22 protein-coding genes are annotated in these 20,811 nt (G+C 56.6%); 15 read left to right on the top strand and 7 right to left on the bottom strand.

The window, feature by feature from the left end:
- Window positions 1–49: 49 nt before the first annotated feature.
- From VGM55_RS16460 to VGM55_RS16445, 4 genes are all read right to left on the bottom strand, one after another.
- Entirely contained in the window at window positions 50–277 is a 228-nt protein-coding gene (locus VGM55_RS16460; protein WP_331636052.1) for a hypothetical protein, read from the bottom strand.
- 310 nt (window positions 278–587) lie between these two features.
- Window positions 588–2,009, bottom strand: a complete 1,422-nt coding sequence (gene celB, locus VGM55_RS16455) for a PTS cellobiose transporter subunit IIC (protein WP_331636051.1) — start codon at window positions 2,007–2,009, stop codon at window positions 588–590.
- Window positions 2,010–2,045: 36 nt separating this feature from the next.
- Window positions 2,046–3,347 carry a 6-phospho-beta-glucosidase gene (locus VGM55_RS16450; protein WP_331636050.1) on the bottom strand — a complete coding sequence of 434 codons (1,302 nt, stop codon included), beginning with the start codon at window positions 3,345–3,347 and terminating at the stop codon, window positions 2,046–2,048.
- A gap of 16 nt (window positions 3,348–3,363) precedes the next feature.
- Window positions 3,364–3,669: a PTS sugar transporter subunit IIB gene (locus tag VGM55_RS16445; RefSeq protein ID WP_331636049.1), complete on the bottom strand. Its 306-nt coding sequence runs from the start codon at window positions 3,667–3,669 to the stop codon at window positions 3,364–3,366.
- On the opposite strand from VGM55_RS16445, the gene VGM55_RS16440 reads away from it, so the two are divergent.
- The 3 genes from VGM55_RS16440 (at window position 3,656) to VGM55_RS16430 (ending at window position 5,791) form a co-directional block, all read left to right on the top strand.
- Complete coding sequence (locus VGM55_RS16440; RefSeq protein ID WP_154185941.1) at window positions 3,656–3,859, top strand: hypothetical protein; 204 nt, start codon at window positions 3,656–3,658, stop codon at window positions 3,857–3,859. The genes VGM55_RS16445 and VGM55_RS16440 overlap by 14 nt on opposite strands.
- A 59-nt stretch (window positions 3,860–3,918) precedes the next feature.
- A complete protein-coding gene (locus VGM55_RS16435) occupies window positions 3,919–5,034 on the top strand; it encodes a MurR/RpiR family transcriptional regulator (RefSeq protein WP_331636048.1) in 1,116 nt (371 codons plus the stop codon).
- Between the two features lie 88 nt (window positions 5,035–5,122).
- Window positions 5,123–5,791 carry a DUF3313 domain-containing protein gene (locus tag VGM55_RS16430; protein ID WP_331636047.1) on the top strand — a complete coding sequence of 223 codons (669 nt, stop codon included), beginning with the start codon at window positions 5,123–5,125 and terminating at the stop codon, window positions 5,789–5,791.
- Between the two features lie 51 nt (window positions 5,792–5,842).
- Here VGM55_RS16430 and VGM55_RS16425 read toward each other — a convergent pair whose 3' ends face one another.
- On the bottom strand, window positions 5,843–6,742 hold the full coding sequence (locus VGM55_RS16425; RefSeq protein WP_154185935.1) for a DMT family transporter: 900 nt from the start codon (window positions 6,740–6,742) through the stop codon (window positions 5,843–5,845).
- Between the two features lie 174 nt (window positions 6,743–6,916).
- Here VGM55_RS16425 and VGM55_RS16420 point away from each other — a divergent pair, with 174 nt between their 5' ends.
- Entirely contained in the window at window positions 6,917–7,789 is an 873-nt protein-coding gene (locus VGM55_RS16420) for a helix-turn-helix domain-containing protein (RefSeq protein ID WP_154185933.1), read from the top strand.
- On the opposite strand, the gene VGM55_RS16415 is transcribed toward VGM55_RS16420, so the two are convergent.
- Window positions 7,769–8,935, bottom strand: a complete 1,167-nt coding sequence (locus VGM55_RS16415; RefSeq protein ID WP_414648283.1) for a benzoate/H(+) symporter BenE family transporter — start codon at window positions 8,933–8,935, stop codon at window positions 7,769–7,771. The genes VGM55_RS16420 and VGM55_RS16415 overlap by 21 nt on opposite strands.
- A 95-nt stretch (window positions 8,936–9,030) precedes the next feature.
- Between VGM55_RS16415 and VGM55_RS16410 the strand changes: the two genes are divergently transcribed.
- The 11 genes from VGM55_RS16410 (at window position 9,031) to VGM55_RS16360 (ending at window position 20,234) form a co-directional block, all read left to right on the top strand.
- Entirely contained in the window at window positions 9,031–9,570 is a 540-nt protein-coding gene (locus VGM55_RS16410; protein WP_154185929.1) for a helix-turn-helix domain-containing protein, read from the top strand.
- 70 nt (window positions 9,571–9,640) lie between these two features.
- Window positions 9,641–11,605, top strand: coding sequence for a U32 family peptidase (locus VGM55_RS16405; protein WP_331636046.1), 1,965 nt, complete (start codon window positions 9,641–9,643; stop codon window positions 11,603–11,605).
- 369 nt (window positions 11,606–11,974) lie between these two features.
- Complete coding sequence (arnB, locus tag VGM55_RS16400) at window positions 11,975–13,114, top strand: UDP-4-amino-4-deoxy-L-arabinose aminotransferase (RefSeq protein WP_154185925.1); 1,140 nt, start codon at window positions 11,975–11,977, stop codon at window positions 13,112–13,114.
- 1 nt (window position 13,115) lies between these two features.
- Window positions 13,116–14,096: an undecaprenyl-phosphate 4-deoxy-4-formamido-L-arabinose transferase gene (arnC, locus tag VGM55_RS16395; RefSeq protein ID WP_154185923.1), complete on the top strand. Its 981-nt coding sequence runs from the start codon at window positions 13,116–13,118 to the stop codon at window positions 14,094–14,096.
- A complete protein-coding gene (gene arnA / locus VGM55_RS16390; protein ID WP_154185921.1) occupies window positions 14,096–16,078 on the top strand; it encodes a bifunctional UDP-4-amino-4-deoxy-L-arabinose formyltransferase/UDP-glucuronic acid oxidase ArnA in 1,983 nt (660 codons plus the stop codon). Before arnC ends, arnA begins: the two co-directional genes overlap by 1 nt.
- A complete protein-coding gene (arnD, locus tag VGM55_RS16385; protein WP_331636045.1) occupies window positions 16,075–16,971 on the top strand; it encodes a 4-deoxy-4-formamido-L-arabinose-phosphoundecaprenol deformylase in 897 nt (298 codons plus the stop codon). The genes arnA and arnD overlap by 4 nt, the downstream gene beginning before the upstream one ends.
- Window positions 16,972–16,975: 4 nt before the next feature.
- Entirely contained in the window at window positions 16,976–18,637 is a 1,662-nt protein-coding gene (arnT, locus tag VGM55_RS16380; protein WP_154185917.1) for a lipid IV(A) 4-amino-4-deoxy-L-arabinosyltransferase, read from the top strand.
- The gene (arnE, locus tag VGM55_RS16375; protein WP_154185915.1) at window positions 18,634–18,957 is read left to right on the top strand and encodes a 4-amino-4-deoxy-L-arabinose-phosphoundecaprenol flippase subunit ArnE; all 324 of its coding nucleotides are present in this window, start codon (window positions 18,634–18,636) and stop codon (window positions 18,955–18,957) included. Before arnT ends, arnE begins: the two co-directional genes overlap by 4 nt.
- Window positions 18,957–19,352 (top strand): 4-amino-4-deoxy-L-arabinose-phosphoundecaprenol flippase subunit ArnF, encoded by a 396-nt coding sequence (arnF, locus tag VGM55_RS16370; RefSeq protein ID WP_331636044.1) that lies wholly within the window; start codon window positions 18,957–18,959, stop codon window positions 19,350–19,352. The genes arnE and arnF overlap by 1 nt, the downstream gene beginning before the upstream one ends.
- Before the next feature lie 55 nt (window positions 19,353–19,407).
- Window positions 19,408–19,992 (top strand): flavin reductase family protein, encoded by a 585-nt coding sequence (locus VGM55_RS16365; protein WP_154185911.1) that lies wholly within the window; start codon window positions 19,408–19,410, stop codon window positions 19,990–19,992.
- Window positions 19,992–20,234 (top strand): DUF2164 domain-containing protein, encoded by a 243-nt coding sequence (locus tag VGM55_RS16360; protein ID WP_154185909.1) that lies wholly within the window; start codon window positions 19,992–19,994, stop codon window positions 20,232–20,234. The genes VGM55_RS16365 and VGM55_RS16360 overlap by 1 nt, the downstream gene beginning before the upstream one ends.
- On the opposite strand, the gene VGM55_RS16355 is transcribed toward VGM55_RS16360, so the two are convergent.
- The gene (locus VGM55_RS16355; protein ID WP_331636043.1) at window positions 20,224–20,799 is read right to left on the bottom strand and encodes a shikimate kinase; all 576 of its coding nucleotides are present in this window, start codon (window positions 20,797–20,799) and stop codon (window positions 20,224–20,226) included. The two genes, VGM55_RS16360 and VGM55_RS16355, sit on opposite strands and share 11 nt — an antisense overlap.
- Window positions 20,800–20,811: the final 12 nt, after the last annotated feature.

Genomic DNA, 20,811 nt, shown 5'->3' with positions numbered 1-20,811 from the left:
GATATCTTTCGCTCCGCGGCTGTTCCGTTCACCCGTAGATCAATGTTCTCTACACGCTCAGAGCACGGTGAACGTGCCAGGGAGAAAGCGCCATCTCCCTGGCAACCCTGGCGCCCGGCAAGCTCATCGCCGCTAAAGCGGTAAACCCACCGGCTATCACCCAAACATTCGGGGTCGTTCGCGATTCGTTCCCGACGATCGCTCTCTTTCGCTGCTCCCGGCAGCTCAACCCCGCCTGAGTTGGGTCATAACCTGGGACGATGAGAGCCGGGAACAAGGGCGTGGCTGCGGGACTTGCAGCAACTTTTATGTTCAGCGTGGCTATAAGCTTGAAGCGAGGCTCGGTTCCGGCTTAAATCGCCTCCGTTTTCTCTCCGACTGGCCAGCCTCCGGCCGTCGGGAACGCATCTCAGCCGACCCAGGACTGGGAGATAAAACGGAGGTTTACCGCTTGCGGCGATTTATTTGGCCGGGAGTCCGGGGTCTCGGGGGAATGGCGGTGATTCTCCCGAGACGTTCACCGGTTCGGTGGCTAAGGGTGAGGCTGTACTTGAGGTGAACGGAACTTCCTGGACACAATTAAATCGCTACACCGTACTCCTCTCACTCACCGCCTCAGCCGGGGCGCTGACCGCCGCCTGATTCGCCTGCTGCTCTTCGCGGAACTTCAGGTTATCCCAGACCCGGAAGAACGGGTAATACATCACCAGCGAGATAGCCAGGTTCACAATCTGCAGAATTGAGCCGGAAACGTGGCCGCCCGTCGCTAAATAGCCGCTGACGATAATCGGCGTGGTAAACGGCAGCGCAATCCCGGCAGGGGGCGCAACCAGGCCGGTTGCCATCGCCGTGTAGGAGACAATGACCAGCACCACCGGCGTCAGGATAAACGGCACCACCAGGTACGGGTTCATCACCAGCGGAATACCAAACACCATTGGTTCGCTGATGTTAAACAGGCTGCCAGGGGCGGCAATTTTACCCAGCTGCTTCATCTGTACGCTACGGCTGCGGATCAGCATGAAAATAACCAGGCCTAACAGCGCGCCGGTGCCGCCGGGTGCGATCCACAGGTCGTAAAACTGCTGGGTAATGATGTGCGGGATAGGCAGGCCGTTCTGGAATGCGGCCAGGTTCTCGGACATATTAGTCAGCCAGACCGGGCGGATAAACACCAGCACGATGGTGTCGCCGTGCAGGCCCAGCGTCCAGAGAATGCCAATCAGGATCACCGACACAATCATCCCCGGCAACGAACCGCCGATATGGCTCATCGGGATGCCTACCAGATCGGTAATCATAGTGTTGATGTCACCAAACGGTGTGGCTTCCACCAGCAGGCGAAGCGCCAGCACCACCGCCAGCACGCAGAAACCGGGTACCAGCGCGAGGAACGATTTTGCTACCGCCGGCGGCACGCCCTCAGGCATGCGAATCACCAAATTACGGTTGCTGATAAAACGGTAAATTTCGGTAGAAAGCAGGGCGATAAGAATGGCAACGAACAGCCCCTGGCTGCCGATTTGCCCCATCGGCAGCACGCCCTTCACGAATTCCGCAGGACCGCCGGACGGCGGCGTGAACATGATGTTCTGTGGAATAGTCATGATAAAGGCCACCAGCGATACCGCCCCGGAGGTGAGCGGGTCGATAGTGCGGTACTTTTCAGCCAGGCGGTAGGCGATGCCGAAGCTGGAGATAATCGCCATGATGTCGTAGGTCGCTTTGACCGGATAAAGCAGCTTGCTTTGCCAGGTTGCGCCGAACAAATCGGTCATCAGCTGGGGGTAACCCGGCACCGGCAGATAGGCGAAAATCAGGAAGAATGAGCCGATCAGCATGAACGGCATATTCAGGATTATCCCATCACGGACGGAAAGCACATGCTTCTGCCCGGCGATTTTCAGTGCTACCGGCAGCACATATTTTTCAAGAAACGATTTCTTTGCAGACACGGTTACCCCTGTCCCGGCGCATGGCCGGGCATTATTGTTATTGATTTCTGTCATGGGATGGGCGGCACACCAGCCCACCGATAAGCGGCGCTAATTAAACTGCGGCAGCCACGCCTTGTTGCTTTCAAGTACTTCGTCGAGCAACGCCTGAGCAATATTCACGTCGGCCACCAGCGGGTTCGCTATCAGCGCCAGGAGCGCCTGCTGCTTGTCGCCGTGAACCGCCGCTTCAATCGTCAGCCGTTCAAAGTCTTTCACCTGCTGAGTCAGGCCGTTCATTAGAGGAGGAAGTTTACCGAACGCGAGCGGATGAGCGCCAAGCGCGTCTATCACGCAGTTGGTTTCGATCACCGCGTCGTCCGGCAGCCCCTGAATGGCGCCGTTGTTAGCGGTATTCACCACCATCTGCCTGCCGAGGTTGTTGTGCAGGGCGTCGATAAGCTCCAGGGCAACTTCCGAATAGAACGAGCCGCCACGCTGGCTGAGCTGCTGCGGCTTTTTGTCGAGCTGCGGGTTGGCGTACAGCTCAAACAGCTCGGCCTCTACTTTCATCACCTGCTCGGCGCGGGTGCCTTTCCCGTTCGCGGCATCCGTCAGTTCATCCTTCAGCATGGTGCGGGTTTGCCAGAAGTAACGATGGTACGGGCAAGGGATCGCTTTCAGGGCGCGCAGCAGTGCGGGCGGCCACGGAATCGCTTTGATGTTGTTCATTGAAAGCTGCTCGCCGTCGCACAGCATTTCAATCACCTCGGCGGTCGCGTCACTGCCATCGGCAATCACCTCGTGCACCCACACCATGTGGTTGAGCCCGGCGAAGCGCAGCGTGACTTTGTCGTAAGGCAGTTTGAGCATGTCGGCGATGGTGTGGTGCATGGTCACCGGCACGTTGCACAAACCTATGATGTTGGCGGAGCTGTAGCGGGACACAGCTTCGGTGACAATGCCTGCCGGGTTGGTAAAGTTAATAATCCATGCATCCGGCGCAAGGCGCTCGACGCGCTTTGCAATATCCAGCATTACCGGAATGGTGCGCAGCGCTTTGGCAAAACCGCCGACGCCGGTGGTTTCCTGGCCCAGCAGCTCGTGGCTGAGCCCCAGGCGTTCATCGGCGGCGCGAGCGGGCAGCTGCCCTACGCGAAGCTGGGTCAGCACAAAGCTGGAACCGGCAATCGCGGCGTCTGGCTCGTAATGCACCGTCACTTTTACCTGTTCCAGCCCTTTGCTGTCGAACATACGGCGAGCCAGCGCGGCGATAATCTCAACTTTCTGGCGCCCGGCTTCCACGTCCACCAGCGCCAGCTCCGTCATCGGCAGGGCGGCATGGCGCAGAATCAGACCTTCAATCAGTTCCGGGGTATAGCTGCTGCCCCCGCCTACAACGGTAATTTTCATCGTTTTCTCCCGCTCATCAGGCCATCAGGGTAAGAGCTTTATCCAGCACGCGGTCGCCGCGCATGGTGCCGTAATCCATCATGTCGATAACCGCCACCGGTTTACCGAGCGGGGACGAAAGCTCGGTAAGGCGGGCCAGTTCGAACTGCACCTGAGGACCCAGAAGCACCACGTCGGCGCTCTGGAGATGGCTTTCAATTTCTGCGACGGAGACGGCGTCAATTTGCACGTCCAGCGCACGTTTAGTGGCCTCGGTGCGCATTTTCTGTACCAGCATGCTGGTGGACATTCCCGCGGCGCAACACAACATGATCTTCTTCATTACCTTTATCCTTCAAATTGAAAACGTGTTTCAAACAACAGCGCGTTTATTCAGCATGTATGAAAATTATTTTCATGACCGTGATCTGCGTTGGATTATTGGTTTCCTGAATATTAAAGGGGGTTCAGGAGGCTGTCGGGCTGGTGTAGCGAAAGTGAGAGGTATGACGGCAATGGTAATTGAAAAATAATTTCAAGATATTATGATGGTTTATTCGCCTGTGACGCAGACGCAAGGAATCTTTCAGCGATGGATATTGTTTATCACCTGGTCCATGGGTTAGCGGACTCTTCTCCGCAGGAGACCCGGCTGGCACGCTTTTTTCTTGAGAATTTTTTCCAGCTACCGGATGCGACGATGGAGCAGCTGGCGGCGCGCGCGGGTGTCAGTCAGGCTACGCTCCAGCAATTTGCAAGAACCATTGGCTGCAGCGACATGAATGATTTTCTCGGCCAGGTTCGCCATCAGCAGCACGACAGCCGGGTACAGGATTTGCTGGCTGCACCGTCTCAAGTGCTGGGCGATGCGGCATGGGTAGATAACGAGACGCTGCAATTTCTGGCCAGTCGTGGCGGCGTGGCTAAAGACGTGCTGGCGCGTTTTTCACACTCCATCGGGCGTGATACGGACGGCGATATTATCAGCCGCATTCGCCAGAAGCTGGCGGAGTTCAGCCAGCAGGAGTCCAGGGTAGCGCAGGCTATTCTGCACGATCCGGGTTTTGCCTCCTCGGCCACTATTGACCAGCTGGCGCAGGCGGCGGGCGTCAGTCCGGCCACCATCACGCGCTTTGCCAGAGCCGCCGGCTGCGATGATATTCGTGATTTACGCATGAAGCTGGCGCAGGCCAGTGCCGCCATGCCGGGCAGCGAGCTGTCTGCTGCCTGGCAGCAGCGTTTGGGCAGCATCCAGCAGTCGCTGAGTCAGCAGCTGGAAACGTTGCCTGAGGCGAGCGTCACGCGTGCCGTGGCGCTGCTCAGGCGAGCCAATGCGATTCATATTTTTAGCGCCGGTGCGGCGGACACGCCTTTTGCCAGCCTGCTGCAGTATCGCTTGCTGACGCTGGGACAGCCCGCCAGCGTCTGCTATGACCCGGCGCTGATGAGCTTCACCGCCTCGATGCTGAATGCGGGGCAGGCGATGATTGTCTTCGCCAGCTCAACGCCGGACAGCGCGCTGCTTGCGGCGGTGCAGCAGGCCAGGCGGCAGGGCGCGGCGATAATCATGGTGACCAAAGATCCCACCAGCGCGACGCAGGCCGGAGATGTTTGGCTTTCTCCCGGCGAGGTGCAATATGGCGCGTTACTGATTATCGACCTGCTGTGCGATGGCGTCGCCGCCGCAGGAGATGAGCGGCAGATCTGAGTTTTTGCATCAAAGCCGCTTTACCCCCACAGGACGTGTCGTTTTTTGCTATACCTGAAAGGCTTATATCCACTAACAGGAAAAAACGATGCGTACCACAACGTATTTTAAAGTGGCTTGTCTGGCAGGTTTATTCGCACTGGCGGGTTGTGCTTCAAAAACCACCGCGCCGGAAAAATACTCTGGATTTCTAAAAGATTACTCTGGTCTGCAGGAAACAAAATCGGCGACCGGAAAAACCGTTATGCGCTGGGTCGACCCGAACTTCAAACCCAGTAATTACGACAGCCTGGTCTATAACCCGGTGGTTTATTACCCAACGCCTAAACCGACGACGCAGATTGGCCAGCAAACGCTGGATGGCCTGCTGGCTTATACCAACACAAAGTTGAAGGCAGCGGCACAGCAGCGCAAACCGCTGGTAACGACGCCAGGCCCACGTAGTTTAATTTTCCGTGGGGCGATTACCGGCGTGGATAGCAGCAATGAAGGGCTGCAGTTCTATGAGGTTATCCCGATTGCGATGGTAGTGGCTGGCACACAAATGGCCACCGGCCACCGCACGATGAATACCGATCTCTACTTCGAAGGCGAACTGATTGACGCGTCCACCAATAAGCCTGTCTTACGCGTGGTGCGTAAAGGCGAGGGGAAAACGCTGAATAATGAAAACGCCAAAGTCACCGTCGATACCCTGAAGCAGGTGGTAGATGATTTAGCCACCGACGCTACGATGTTTGACGTGCCGAATAAATAACTCCGGCCATGAAGGCAAAAACCGCAGCCCTGAACAAGCTGCGGTTTTTTATTACGCCAGTTTTCTACGCCACGGCAGCCACTGCTCGGGTTTGGCAAACATCACCAGGTTACCCAGCAGAATCATCACCAGCCCCAGCACCGCATTCGCGTGCCAGACGTAGCCCTCGTAAACCGTCGATAACGAGAGGGCCACCAGCGGGAACAACAGCGTACTGTAGGCCGCCTGGCTGGCACCGATTCGGCCAACCAGCGTAAAATAGGCACCAAAAGCGATCACTGAACCGAAAATGGCAAGGTAAAGCAGCGAACCGATGTAGCGCGAGGTGAAGTCAGGCATAAACGACTCGCCGCTCGCCAGCGCCACTACGCCCATAATCGCGGTGCCGTAGAACATCGCATAGGTATTGGTCGACAGCGTTTCCAGGCCCCGGCTTTGGTGACGGGCGCTGATCATATTCCCCAAAGAGAAGCCAAACGTGCCGAGTGCGCTAAGGCCGATGCCGATGAGCAGCGAGGGGGCCATTTGGGTCGCAACCAGATCGTGCCAGAACAGAGCGATAATTCCGGCTATCCCGAGCGCCGCCGCGGGCAATACGCGCGGAGAAGGCTTCTTGCGGAAGAACAGCAGGTTGTTGAAGGCGTTAAACAAGACCGCCATCGAGAAAATCACCGACTCCAGCCCGGAGCTGATGTACGCGGCGGCGTGATAGAAGCAGAAGAAGTTGAAACCGAACACACACGCGCCCTGCAGCACGCAAAACAGGTGGTCTTTGAGCCCGATGCGCTTCAGGCGACCCAGCGCCAGAAGGACTACCAGCATCACCACCGCCGCCACGGCAAAGCGCCAGAAGATAGACACCGGGACCGAAACCACTCCCTGTTGCATATAAATGGCAATCCAGGTTGTCCCCCAAATCACCACCACCAGAATATAAAGCAAAGCGTTCATTATTGTTCTCATCAGCCAAAATCAGACCACGAGTATCCGTTTTTGCTTTGCCTTCGGCTTTCATCCGAGGGGGGAAGACTTACATATTCTTGCGGTTTTTTTTCACCGTGACGCTGGCGACGGCCGAACGCAGTCCTTACACTAGCCAGTATGTTCCAGAAGCCAACTTCCCCTATGACCACGCCATATCACGCCTTTGAAAACCTGCAGCAGCACAAAGCCCGTCTGAACGGCAGCGTTCAGCTTGGGTCAGGTATTCAGCTCGCCGCCTGGTCAAACGGTAACGACTGTATTACCCAGCGTTGCGATCACCACACGCTCAGCCTTTACGTTACCGAAGGGTACGAAACCTACCAAAAAACGGCTTCAGGCTGGCGCAACGGCGGCGGCCCGGATCGCTTCTGTATCATGCCGGAAGACAGTGAATCGACGTGGGACGTGCGGGATGACTTCTCGTTTGTGCATCTGTACTGCACCGACGAACACCTCAAAGAGATTGCCGCGCAGATTTGGGATCGCAGCCCGGCGGCAATCAATCTTGATGAAAAAACTTTTGCCGATGATGCGCGCATCACCCAGCTTTATCGCCATTTCTTGCTTAGCAGCGACTGGCAGCAGCGGGCGAATCACCTGACGTTAAGCACGGCTTCCACGCTGCTGCTGACGCACCTGGTGCAGCATTACAGCAGCGTGCAGTGGAAGCTGCCGACGGTGCGCGGCGGGCTTGCGCCTGCGGTGCTGCGAAACGTGCAGGCATACATCGAACAGAACCTCAGCGAAGCGCTGACGCTCAGCGAGCTTGCCCGACTGGCAGATCTCAGCGAGTACCACTTTGCGCGCATGTTCAAGCAGTCGACCGGCCAGGCGCCGCATCAGTTCGTTATGCAGTGCAGAATGGCGAAGGCAGAAACGCTGGTACGCCAGGGGCGGTTACCGTTAACGGATATCGCCATGGCCTGCGGATTTAGCTCGCCCAGCCATTTCAGCAACCGCTTCAAAAGCGTCTTTGGCGCCACGCCGTCGCAGCTACGCGCGCTTAAGGCGTGAAAACGCGGTATAGCAAATCCCTCCGGCAATCACTCCCCAAAACGCAGAGCTGACGCCCAGCAGATTCACCCCCGAGGCAGTCACCAGGAACGTGACGATAGCCGCGTCCCTGTCCCGCTCGTGATTCAGCGCCTGGTGCAGGCTGCCGGCGATCGTGCCCAGCAGGGCCAGCCCGGCGAGCGTGTGGATCCAGGCCAGCGGCAGCGCGGTCAGCAGCGACGAAATCGACCCGCCGAAAACGCCGGCAATCAAATAAAACACGCCCGCAGCGGCGGCGGCAAGCCAGCGCTTGTCCTTGTCCGGATGGGCTTCTGCCCCCTGGCAAATGGCGGCGGTAATGGCGGCGATACAAACCGAAAACACGCCGAACGGCGCCAGCAACAGGGCAATTAAGGCGGTCACGACAATCAGCGGTGAAACCGGCACTTTATAGCCAGAGGCCGCCAGCGTGGCGACGCCGGGAGCATTTTGCGACGCCATGGTCACCAGAAAGAAAGGCACCCCGATGCCCAGCAGGCTGGACACATTAAACGACGGTGAGGTGAATTCCGGGACCGCCACAGAAACCGGAACGCTCCCCGTGTGAAGCTCGCCGGTGACGAGGCAAATCAGCAGGCCGATCAGCATGGCGACGACGACGGCATAGCGCGGGGCAAAGACCTTCGCCAGCAGCCAGCCAAGCAGCATGCTCCCGCCCAGCAAAAAGTGACCCTGTAACGAGGTGAAAGTATCCAGGCCAAACCTGAGCAGAACCCCGGCCAGCATGGCGGCGGAGAGTGTAGGGGGGATAAGGCGCATCAGCCTGGCAAACAGCCCGGTCACGCCGCAAATCAGGATCAGCAGCGAAGCAAAAATAAAAATGCCAATGGCTTCACTCAGGCTATGCCCCGGCAGGCTGGTGGCCAGCAGCGCAGCTCCCGGCGTTGACCAGGCCGTCAGGATCGGTGCGCGATACCACAGCGTCAGTCCCAGCGTGCTGATGCCCATCGCAATGCCCAGCATCGTCAGCCAGCCGGCTATTTGGTGGGACGTGGCCCCGGCGGCATCTGCGGCCTGCCAGATAATGGCGGCGGAGCTGGCATAGCCGACCAGCACGGCAACAAAACCGGCCAGCAGAGTGGGAAACGGCGGCAAAGAAAGGCGCATAATAAACTCGTTGTGCGTTATAACGTCCGCGAAATATAGCATCGTGCGTTATAGCGCACAAGGCGCTATACTTCGCCGTCAACAGGAGGAAGAAAATGGACATTGCGCTACATCTGGCGAACACCCTGAAAAGCCTGCGCCAGGCCAGAGGCTGGAGCCTGACCTTTGCGGCGGAGCAGACCGGCGTGTCGAAGGCCATGCTCGGGCAAATCGAACGCAACGAGTCCAGCCCGACGGTGGCGACCTTGTGGAAAATTGCCACCGGCTTTAACGTACCGTTTTCGGTGTTTCTGGAAGCTGGCGTTGAACCCGTACGTCCGGTCTTCGACCCGCAGCACAGCGAAATGGTGGTGGTGCCGCTGTTTCCTTACGATCCGCAGCTGCGTTTTGACCATTTTTCTATTCGTCTGGCATCCGGCGCGCTGAGCGAATCTTCGGCGCACGACGCGGGCGTGATTGAGCATGTGGTGGTGATAAGCGGTACGCTGGAGATGAATGTCGACGGCGAATGGCAGATTTTGACGGCCGGAGAAGGCCTGAAATTCCACGGCGATCGCCCCCATGCCTACCGCAATTCAGGCGCCGATGAGACGCATTTTCACTCGCTGATCCACTATCCCGCGACGACCGCATAATCCCCCTGTTTTTGCGCGGGGGAAGTGACTACAATAGCCGCCTTTCGCCCATTACAGAACACGACAAACTATGCGCCTGCACGCGAATCAACTTGAATTACTCAGCCCTGCCCGTGATACCGCCATCGCCCGCGAAGCCATTCTCCATGGCGCGGATGCGGTTTACATCGGCGGGCCTGGCTTTGGCGCTCGCCATAACGCCGGCAACAGCCTGCAAGACCTGGCCGAGCTGGTGCCGTTTGCCCATCGCTATGGGGCGAAGATTTTCGTCACGCTGAACACCATCCTGCACGACGACGAGCTGGAGCCCGCGCGCTCGATGATTATCGACCTGTACGAGGCAGGTATTGACGCGCTTATCGTTCAGGATATGGGCGTGCTGGAAATGGACCTGCCGCCGATTGAGCTGCACGCCAGCACCCAGTGCGACATTCGTAGTGCAGAAAAAGCGAAGTTTCTGTCAGACGCGGGCTTCTCGCAAATCGTGCTGGCGCGCGAGCTGAACCTGCAGCAAATTGCCGCTATCCATCAGAACGTTGACGCGACGATCGAGTTCTTTATTCACGGCGCGCTGTGCGTGGCGTACTCCGGGCAGTGCAATATTTCCCACGCGCATACCGGGCGCAGCGCCAACCGCGGCGACTGCTCGCAGGCCTGCCGTCTGCCTTACACCCTGAAAGACGACCAGGGGCGCGTAGTGGCTTATGAAAAACACCTGCTGTCGATGAAAGACAACGACCAGAGCGCCAACCTGGCGGCGCTGGTGGACGCGGGCGTGCGTTCCTTCAAAATTGAAGGGCGCTACAAAGACATGAGCTATGTAAAAAACATCACCGCGTATTACCGCCAGCTGCTGGACGAGCTGATGGACGGGCGCAGCGATCTGACCCGCGCCTCTGCCGGCGTCACCTCGCACTACTTTATTCCGTCCCCGGACAAAACCTTCCACCGCGGTAGCACCGACTACTTTGTTAACGAGCGTAAAATCGACATCGGCGCGTTTGACTCGCCGAAATTCGTTGGCCTGCCGGTGGGCGAAGTGCTGAAGGTGAGCAAAGATCATCTGGATGTTTCTACCACCGACACATTGACCAACGGCGACGGCCTGAACGTGCTGATCAAGCGCGAAATCGTCGGCTTCCGTGCCAATACGGTAGAAAAAACCGGTAAAAATCAGTATCGCGTCTGGCCAAACGAAATGCCGGACACGCTGAAAAAGGTGCGTCCTAACCATCCGCTTAACCGTAACCTGGACCACAACTGGCAGCAGGCGCTGCTGAAGACCTCCAGCGAACGCCGCGTGGCGGTGGATATCGCGCTGAGCGGCAGCCAGCAGCAGCTGGTGATGACCGCGACCAGCGAAGACGGCGTCAGCGTCAGTAAAACGCTTGACGGCCAGTTCGACGTGGCGAATAACCCGCAGAAAGCCTTCGACAGCCTGCGTGACGGCCTGACCAAACTTGGGCAGACCATGTACTCCGCGCGTAAGGTCAACATCCTGCTGGAGGAGGCGCTGTTCGTGCCAAACGCCCAGCTTAACCAGCTGCGCCGTGACGCCATTGAGGCGCTGACCGAAGCGCGCCTGCAAAGCTACCAGCGCGGTACCCGTAAAGCGGTAAGCGTGCCGCGTCCGGTCTACCCGGACAGCCATTTAAGCTTCCTGGCTAACGTCTATAACCATAAAGCGCGCGAGTTCTATCATCGCTATGGCGTGCAGTTGATTGATGCCGCCTATGAAGCGCATGAAGAGAAGGGCGAAGTGCCGGTGATGATAACCAAGCATTGTCTGCGTTTCGCGTTTAACCTCTGTCCAAAACAGGCGAAGGGGAACATTAAGAGCTGGAAGGCTACCCCAATGCAGCTGGTACACGGTGATGAAGTGTTGACGCTGAAGTTCGACTGCCGTCCGTGCGAAATGCACGTCATTGGCAAGATGAAAAACCATATTCTGAAAATGCCGCTGCCGGGCAGCGTGGTCGCGTCCATCAGTCCGGATGACCTGATGAAAACGTTGCCGGGCAAGGCGAAGCGTTAATTTCTGTGCTAATTATTTAAAACCGTCTATATCAGGCGGTTTTTTTTAATCAAATGAAAAGGCGTTAATATTATTTGTCACACACGTAATTATTCCGCGATTAAACAATGGTTCAATAAGCGTGACATTTAGGTGACAATTGTTGCTGTTGGCAGGGCACATTTCAGCAAGCGATGCTTAACTTCACGATTTTTCGTTATATCTCACTTTCTTAATACTGTTCTAAGATTTCTTTGTTAAATTCTTTTCATTGATTAGTTGTTTAGCTAAACAGGCCGTACTTCCTGAATGTTGTACTTTTATTTAATTAGCTTGATTCATTATCCCGTCAGCTTTTGGCGTTCAGCGATTTAATAAGGAATCCACGTAATGAGTGATTTTCTGCCTTTTTCACGTCCAGCGTTAGGTGCGGAAGAAATTGCAGCGGTAACTGAGGTCATGCAATCCGGCTGGATCACCACCGGGCCGAAAAACCAGGCGCTTGAGAAGGCATTTTGCGAATTAACCGGCAATAAACATGCGATTGCGGTGAGTTCCGCGACCGGCGGGATGCACGTTACTCTGATGGCCTTAGGGCTGCAGCCGGGTGACGAGGTTATCACGCCATCACTGACCTGGGTTTCCACGCTGAACATGATTGTGCTGCTTGGCGCGGAGCCGGTGATGATTGATGTCGATCGCGACACGCTGATGGTCACGCCGGAAGCGATAGAAGCGGCCATTACGCCACGCACCAAAGCGATTATCCCTGTGCATTACGCGGGCGCACCCGCCGACATCGACGCCATCCGTGCGATTGGCGAACGTCACGGTATTCCGGTGATTGAAGATGCTGCCCACGCGGCCGGCACCGAATACAAAGGCAAGCACGTTGGCTCTCAGGGGACGGCAATCTTCTCTTTCCACGCCATCAAGAACATGACCTGCGCCGAAGGCGGTCTGATCGTGACCGACGACGACCAGTTTGCCAACCGTATCCGCAGCCTGAAATTCCATGGCCTGGGCGTGGATGCCTTTGACCGTCAGACTCACGGCCGTGCGCCGCAGGCTGAGGTTATTTCCCCCGGGTATAAGTACAATCTGGCGGACATCAATGCGGCTATCGCACTGGTGCAACTTGGCAAACTGGAACAGTTGAATGCACGTCGCCAGGAGATTGCCCAACGTTACCTCAAGGAGCTGGCCGATACGCCATTCCTGCCGCTTTCCGTGCCAGAATGGCCGCATCGCCATGCCTGGCATCTGTTTATTATCCGCGTGGATGAAGAAAAGTGCGGTATTTCGCGCAGCGGCCTGATGGATGCCCTGAAAGAGCGAGGCATCGGCACCGGCCTGCATTTCCGCGCGGCCCATACCCAGAAATATTACCGTGAACGCTATCCGCAGCTTCAGCTGCCGAACAGTGAATGGAACAGCGATCGCATTTGCTCCATTCCACTGTTCCCAACCATGACTGACGATGACACTTCACGAGTCATTATCGCATTACGTGAAATAGCAGGACTCTAAGATGATGACCCCGGCTCCAATCAAAAAAGTTTCCGTTGTGATCCCGGTTTACAACGAACAGGACAGCCTGCCTGAACTGCTGCGTCGTACCTCGGAGGCTTGCCAAAAGCTCAACCGTGATTATGAAATTCTATTGGTCGATGATGGCAGCAGCGACGACTCTGCCGCCATGTTGACTCAGGCAGCAGAAGCCCCGGACAGCCACATCGTCGCGGTGCTGCTGAACCGCAATTATGGCCAGCACTCGGCAATCATGGCAGGCTTTAGCCACGTCACCGGTGACCTCATTGTCACGCTGGATGCCGACCTGCAAAACCCGCCGGAAGAGATCCCGCGCCTGGTTGAGAAGGCCGATGAAGGCTATGACGTTGTGGGTACTGTGCGTCAGAACCGTCAGGACAGCTGGTTCCGTAAACGTGCATCGAAAATGATCAACCATCTGATCCAGCGTACTACCGGCAAAGCGATGGGCGACTACGGCTGTATGCTGCGCGCCTACCGTCGCCACATCATCGACGCGATGCTGCACTGCCACGAACGCAGCACCTTTATCCCGATTCTGGCAAACACCTTTGCACGTCGCGCCATCGAGATCCCGGTGCACCATGATGAGCGTCAGTTCGGTGACTCGAAGTACAGCTTTATGCGCCTCATCAACCTGATGTATGACCTGATCACCTGCCTGACCACCACGCCGCTACGTTTGCTCAGCGTTGTCGGCAGCATTATCGCGCTCTCCGGCTTTGCTCTTGCGGTACTGCTGGTGGTGTTACGTCTTGCTCTTGGCCCGCAGTGGGCGGCAGACGGGGTGTTTATGCTCTTCGCCGTACTGTTCACCTTTATCGGTGCCCAGTTTATCGGGATGGGGCTGCTGGGTGAGTACATTGGCCGTATCTACAACGACGTGCGTGCTCGCCCTCGTTACTTTATTCAACGCGTAGTTAGCAGTGAAACCGCTTTATCTTCAGAGGAAAATCAATAATGAAAGCAGTTGTTTTCGCCTATCACGATATGGGCTGTGTGGGTGTTCGTGCCCTGGTTGAAGCAGGCTATGACATTGCAGCAATTTATACTCACCCGGATAACGCCGCTGAGAATAACTTCTTCGGCTCTGTGGCCCGCACGGCGGCAGAATTCGGGATTCCAGTTTTTGCTCCTGAAGATGTGAACCACCCGCTGTGGGTTGACCGCATTAAAGATGCTCAGCCTGACGTCATTTTCTCCTTCTACTACCGCAACCTGCTGAGCGAAGAGATTTTAGACTGCGCTTCCGTTGGGGCATTTAACCTGCACGGTTCACTGCTGCCTAAATTCCGCGGTCGCGCACCGCTGAACTGGGTGCTGGTTAAAGGTGAAACCGAAACCGGCGTTACCCTGCATCGCATGGTGAAACGCGCAGACGCGGGCGACATCGTGGCTCAGGAACGCGTGGCGATTGCTGCAGAAGATACCGCGCTGACCCTGCATCACAAACTGTGTGAGACCGCTAAATCCCTGCTGGCGAAAAGCCTGCCGGTGATTAAAACCGGGCACTTCCCGCAGACCGCGCAGGACGAAAGCAAAGCCACCTATTTTGGCGGCCGTTCACCAAAAGACGGCGCGATTAGCTGGGAAGGTTCCGCAGCTGAAGCCAATAACCTGGTGCGTGCGGTAACGGAACCGTGGCCGGGCGCTTTCAGCTATGTTGGTGGCGGCAAATTTATTATCTGGAAAAGTCGCGTCCTGGAAAACAACAACGGCGCGAAAGCAGGTACCGTCATCTCCGTGAACCCGCTGGTCATTGCCTGCGGCACCGGTGCGCTGGAAGTGGTCACCGGCCAGGCTGAAAACGGCGTGTACATGCAGGGCTCCCAGCTTGCACAGTCCCTGGGCCTGGTGAGTGGCGCAATTCTGAGCAGCAAGCCAGTATCCGCGATTAAACGCCGCACCCGCGTGTTGATCCTTGGCGTGAACGGCTTTATCGGTAACCACCTGACTGAACGCCTGCTGCGTGATGATAACTTCGAGATTTTCGGCCTGGACATCGGTTCCGATGCTATCACTCGCTTCATCGGTAACGAGCGTTTCCACTTTGTGGAAGGCGACATCAGCATTCACTCCGAGTGGATCGAATACCACATTAAGAAGTGTGATGTTGTTCTGCCGCTGGTGGCAATCGCGACGCCAATCGAATACACCCGTAACCCGCTGCGCGTGTTCGAGCTCGACTTCGAAGAGAACCTGAAGATCATCCGCGACTGCGTGAAGTACAAAAAACGCATTATCTTCCCGTCTACCTCCGAAGTGTACGGCATGTGTACCGACGCCTCGTTTGACGAAGATAACTCCCCGCTGATCGTTGGACCAATCAACAAACAGCGTTGGATCTACTCCGTGTCCAAGCAGCTGCTTGACCGCGTTATCTGGGCATACGGCGAAAAAGAAGGGCTGCGCTTTACCCTGTTCCGTCCGTTTAACTGGATGGGCCCGCGTCTGGACAACCTGAACGCCGCGCGTATCGGCAGCTCCCGTGCGATCACCCAGCTGATCCTCAACCTTGTGGAAGGTTCGCCGATCAAGCTTATCGACGGCGGCAAGCAGAAACGTTGCTTCACCGACATCGGTGACGGTATCGAAGCGCTGTTCCGCATTATTGAAAACAAAAACAATAACTGCGATGGGCAGATCATCAACATCGGTAACCCGGACAACGAAGCGAGCATCAAACAGCTGGCAGAAATGCTGCTTGAAAGCTTCGAGCGTCATCCGCTTCGCAGCCAGTTCCCGCCGTTTGCCGGCTTCCGTGAAGTGGAAAGCAGCGCGTACTACGGCAAAGGCTACCAGGACGTTGAGCACCGTAAACCAAGCATCCGCAACGCGCAGCGTTTGCTGGACTGGACGCCTGAAGTGCATATGGAGAAAACCATCGATGAAACGCTGGACTTCTTCCTGAAAACCGTAGAGCTGACGGATCCTGCTTCATGAGAAAAGTCGGCCTGCGTATTGATGTCGACACCTGGCGAGGCACCCGTGAAGGGGTGCCAAACCTTCTGGAGACGCTAAGTTTACACTCGACTCAGGCAACCTTTTTCTTCAGCGTTGGGCCAGACAACATGGGGCGTCACTTGTGGCGCCTGATCAAGCCCAAATTCCTGTGGAAGATGCTGCGCTCTAACGCAGCATCGCTGTATGGCTGGGACATTCTTCTGGCGGGCACGGCATGGCCAGGGCGCGTGATTGGCACCGGCAATGCCGGGGTTATCGCGGCGGCGGCGGATCACCATGAGGTGGGCCTCCACGCCTGGGATCATCACGCCTGGCAGGCCTGGGCCGGCGTTTGGGAACAGGACAAGTTCGAACACCAGATCCGCCTTGGACTGGATGCGCTGCAGAAAATCGTTGGCCAGCCGGTAAGTTGCTCAGCGGTGGCTGGCTGGCGCGCTGACCAGCGCGTCGTCAAAGCGAAAGCCGCTTTCCCTTTCCATTACAACAGTGACTGTCGTGGTACGACACCGTTTATCCCGATGCTGTCTGATGGCAGGGAGGCGGCGGTACAAATCCCCGTGACGTTGCCGACCTGGGATGAAGTCATTGGTACCGAGGTCAGTAAAGAAAACTTTAACCGCTTTATCCTGGATAAAATCCATCAGGACAGCGGCACACCGGTTTACACCATCCATGCGGAAGTCGAAGGGATGGTGATGCGAGATTCCTTTAGTGAATTGCTGGCAATGGCCGCGGTGGAGGGGGTGCAGTTCTGCCCGCTTAGCGAGCTTCTGCCGGACGATTTATCCACGCTGCCGAAAGGCAAAATTGTGCGCGGGACAATTCCAGGCCGGGAAGGCTGGCTGGGTTGCCAACAACTTATAGAGTCGTGAACCGATGAAATCAGCAAAATATGGAATGGCCCTTGTGGTCTGTTTTGCCTTACTTTACCTCGTACCGCTGGAGTTTCGTCACCTGTGGCAGCCGGATGAGACGCGTTATGCGGAAATCAGTCGTGAGATGCTGCTGTCAGGTAACTGGATCGTTCCGCATTTCCTCGATCTGCGCTATTTCGAAAAGCCTGTTGCAGGTTACTGGATCAACAACATCAGCCAGTTTATCTTCGGGCATAACAATTTTGCCGTGCGTTTCGGCTCCGTTTTCTCGGTGACCCTGAGCGCGCTGCTGACTTCCTGGCTGGCGTTCCGCCTATGGCGCGATAAAACGGTTGCGGTGCTGGCAGGGGTTATTTACCTCACCTGCCTGCTGGTCTACGGCATCGGGACTTATTCCGTTCTTGACCCGATGATCACGTTGTGGATGACGGCGGCCATGTGCAGCTTCTGGTTAGCCAGTACGGCCAAAACCACCGGCGGCAGGATTGGCGGCTATGTTCTGCTGGGCCTGGCCTGCGGCATGGGCGTGATGACCAAAGGGTTCCTGGCGCTGGCGGTGCCGGTGATTGGCGTCCTGCCGTGGGTGATTGCCCAGAAACGCTGGAAAGAAGTTCTGCTGTTTGGGCCGATTGCGGTGCTGAGCGCGGTGCTGATCACGCTGCCCTGGGCCGTAGCGATCGCTAAAGCGGAACCTGACTTCTGGCACTATTTCTTCTGGGTAGAGCATATTCAGCGCTTCGCCGAGAAAGACGCGCAGCACAAAGCTCCATTCTGGTATTACATTCCGTTCCTGATTGCCGGCAGCCTGCCGTGGCTGGCGCTGTTGCCCGGCGCGCTGAAAAGCGGCTGGAAAGGTCGTGCTGAGCAGGGTGGGGCTTTTTACCTGTTGGGCTGGATAGTGATGCCTTTCCTGTTCTTCAGCATCGCGAAGGGCAAGCTGCCCACCTATATTCTGCCGTGCTTTGCGCCCCTGGCTATCCTGATGGCGCGTCATGCGGTTGAGCTGGCGAAAAGCGGGTCTGCCGTTTTGCGCGTCAACGGCTGGATAAACCTGGCGTTCGGTTCGGCCTGTGTGATTACCGTGGCCTTCTTCCTCGCGCCGTGGGGGCTGGCAAGACATCCGGTTTATGCCGCCAATGAAAGCCTCAAAGTCGTTCTTGCGTGCCTGGCGTTTGCGGTCTGGGGGCTGTTTGGCCTTCTGACCCTGAGCCAGACGGCGAAACGCTGGTACTGGGCGGCGCTGTGCCCGCTGGGTCTGGCGCTGCTGGTCGGCGTGGTGATCCCATCTAAGGTGGAGAACTCCAAGCAGCCGCAGGCGTTTATTCACGCAATGCGTCCGCAGCTGGAAGACAGCCGCTACATCTTCACCAACAACGTAGGCATCGCCGCCGGGGTTGCCTGGGAGATGAAACGCAGCGATATCAACCTCTATAGTCAGGCGGGCGAACTGCGTTACGGTCTCGACTATCCGGATGTAAAAGATCGCTACGTCGGCTCTGAGCAGTTCGAGTCCTGGCTGGCGGAACACCGCAAACAGGGCAAAGTGTCGCTGCTGTTGCTGGTGTCTAATAACAGCGATCTTAACGACCTGAATCTACCGACGCCGGATCATCGCGCTAACAGCGGACGCTTTGTTCTGTTTGAGTACGACGCTCAGCCATGAATATTGCGCTGATAATTCTGGCCAGCCTGCTTAGCTGCGGTGGGCAGCTGTGCCAGAAACAGGCGGCGCAGGGGGCGGGGCGCCGCCACCTGATGCTATGGCTGGGGTTTAGCGTGCTCCTGCTCGGGCTGGGGATGCTTGTCTGGCTGCTGGTGCTCCAGCACGTCGAAGTGAGCATTGCTTACCCGATGCTCAGCCTGAACTTTATCTTTATCACCCTTGCCGCGCGGTGGATCTGGAAAGAGAGAATTTCCGCTCACCACTGGCTGGGGGTGATTTTGATTATCCTGGGCATCATCGCGCTGGGAGGGCACGCCTGATGGGGTATATCTGGGCGTTAATGAGCGTATTGCTGGTGAGCGGGGCGCAGCTCAGCATGAAATGGGCGATGATTCAGTTCCCGCCCGCTTCGCTGAGCCTGGAGTTTGCTATGTCGGTGCTGTTTGGCGGCTACGGCCTGCTGGCGCTGATTTGCGGCCTGGCCGCCTATGCGTTCTCCATGGGCTGCTGGTATATGGCGCTGAAGCGTATTCCGCTCAGCAAGGCTTATCCGCTTTTAAGCCTGAGCTACGTGCTGGTGTGGTTTGCAGCCATTAATCTGCCGTGGCTCAACGAAGCGTTTAGCCCGGAAAAGCTTATCGGCGTGGCGGCGATTTTTGTCGGCCTGGTGCTGATTTGCCTGCCCCATAAGCTAAGCCACAAAAAGGAAAAGTAATGCGCTAATTGTTCAGGCAAACTGACGGCAACCTGATGAAAACTGGATGCGAAGTATGGACCCACATATCATTGAAGTTCCGTTAGAAAAGTCATACCGCCTGATCAATCACGGCCCAACGGTGCTGGTGTCTGCCCATCACAATGGCGTAGACGACGTAATGACCGCCGCCTGGGCCTGTGCGCTGGATTTCACCCCGTCAAAACTGATGGTGGTGCTGGATAAAATCACCGTCACCCGCGCACTTATCGAAGAGAGCGGCACCTTTGTTATCCAGGTGCCCTGCGCCGCCCAGCTCAAAATGACTCATTTTCTTGGCACCCACAGCCTGAAAAATATGCCCGACAAGCTCGAGCAGGCAGGCGTTGAGCTGTTCCGCGCCCCGGGGCACAATGTGCCGCTGGTGACCGGTTGCACGGCCTGGATGGTCTGCAAGCTCATTCCTGAACCTCATAACCATCAGGCCCACGATCTGTTTATCGGCGAGATTATCGGCGCATGGGCGGACAACCGCATTTTCCAGAACGGCCACTGGTCGTTTGAAACTTCGGCCCCTGAATTGCGCAGCCTGCATTACATTGCGGGTGGTCAGTACTACGCCATCGGCGAGTCGCTGGTGGTGCCGGACGTGGAGGCGTAATGAAAAAGATTGAATTACCCGCCGAGGACTACCGCAAGCTTAGCGACTTCATCACCGACTGGCTGGCCGACAAACACGACCTGCAAATTGGCCAGTTCGAATCCGAGTTTTTCCTCGATGAGCTGGTGAAAAGAATGGCGCCAGCCCTCTACAATAAAGGGCTGGACGATGCCCTGGCGGTGACACAGGGCAATATGCTGACGCTGGAAGAGCTGATCGATTTAGAGAAAGTCATCGACTAGTTTTGCCGTGGGCGGGAGACGGATCCTCCGGCCTGAGCGTCGCCAGCTGCCGGGCAATGCTATCGGCGATAGCGTCCGGTACTGCCATCGAAAATATCTGCACATCGCCTAATGGCAGATACTGTTCAAAACGCTGGCGGAATTTTTCTACTTCGCTTTCTCTTTTCAGGCCAAAGCCCCGTTTTAGCTGGCGTTCGACAATGCAGCTAAGCGCTTCGTGATAGTCACGGGAAGGGAGCAACAGTACTGAGAGACCGGCACGATGGACTTGCTTTCTGTTCTGCTCCACGATGTCCGGGCGAATATCGGTTGCCAGAAAGCCCGAAGAGAGAATAAAAACGGCACAGGCATCGGCTTCTTCGAGCAGCGTTTTCAGCAGCTTCGCATTCTCCTCAAGATAGCGCTCATACCCGTTGAGCGTGATAAATTCACGTATATTGAGGATCCGGTCGCAGAATTCGTCGTCAAGATCGATTGCCGCGCAGCCAAGCCTGCTCGCCAGTAATTTACCCACGGTGCTTTTACCCGCGCCGCCGGGGCCAATCAGAAACACAACATCTGCCATTCGTTCTCTTAT

The sequence above is a fragment of the Cedecea sp. genome (assembly GCF_036500665.1).
Taxonomy (GTDB): Bacteria; Pseudomonadota; Gammaproteobacteria; order Enterobacterales; family Enterobacteriaceae; genus Cedecea.
The sequence above is the reverse complement of the archived record's forward strand: the minus strand, read 5'-3'. Positions and strand labels throughout refer to the sequence as shown.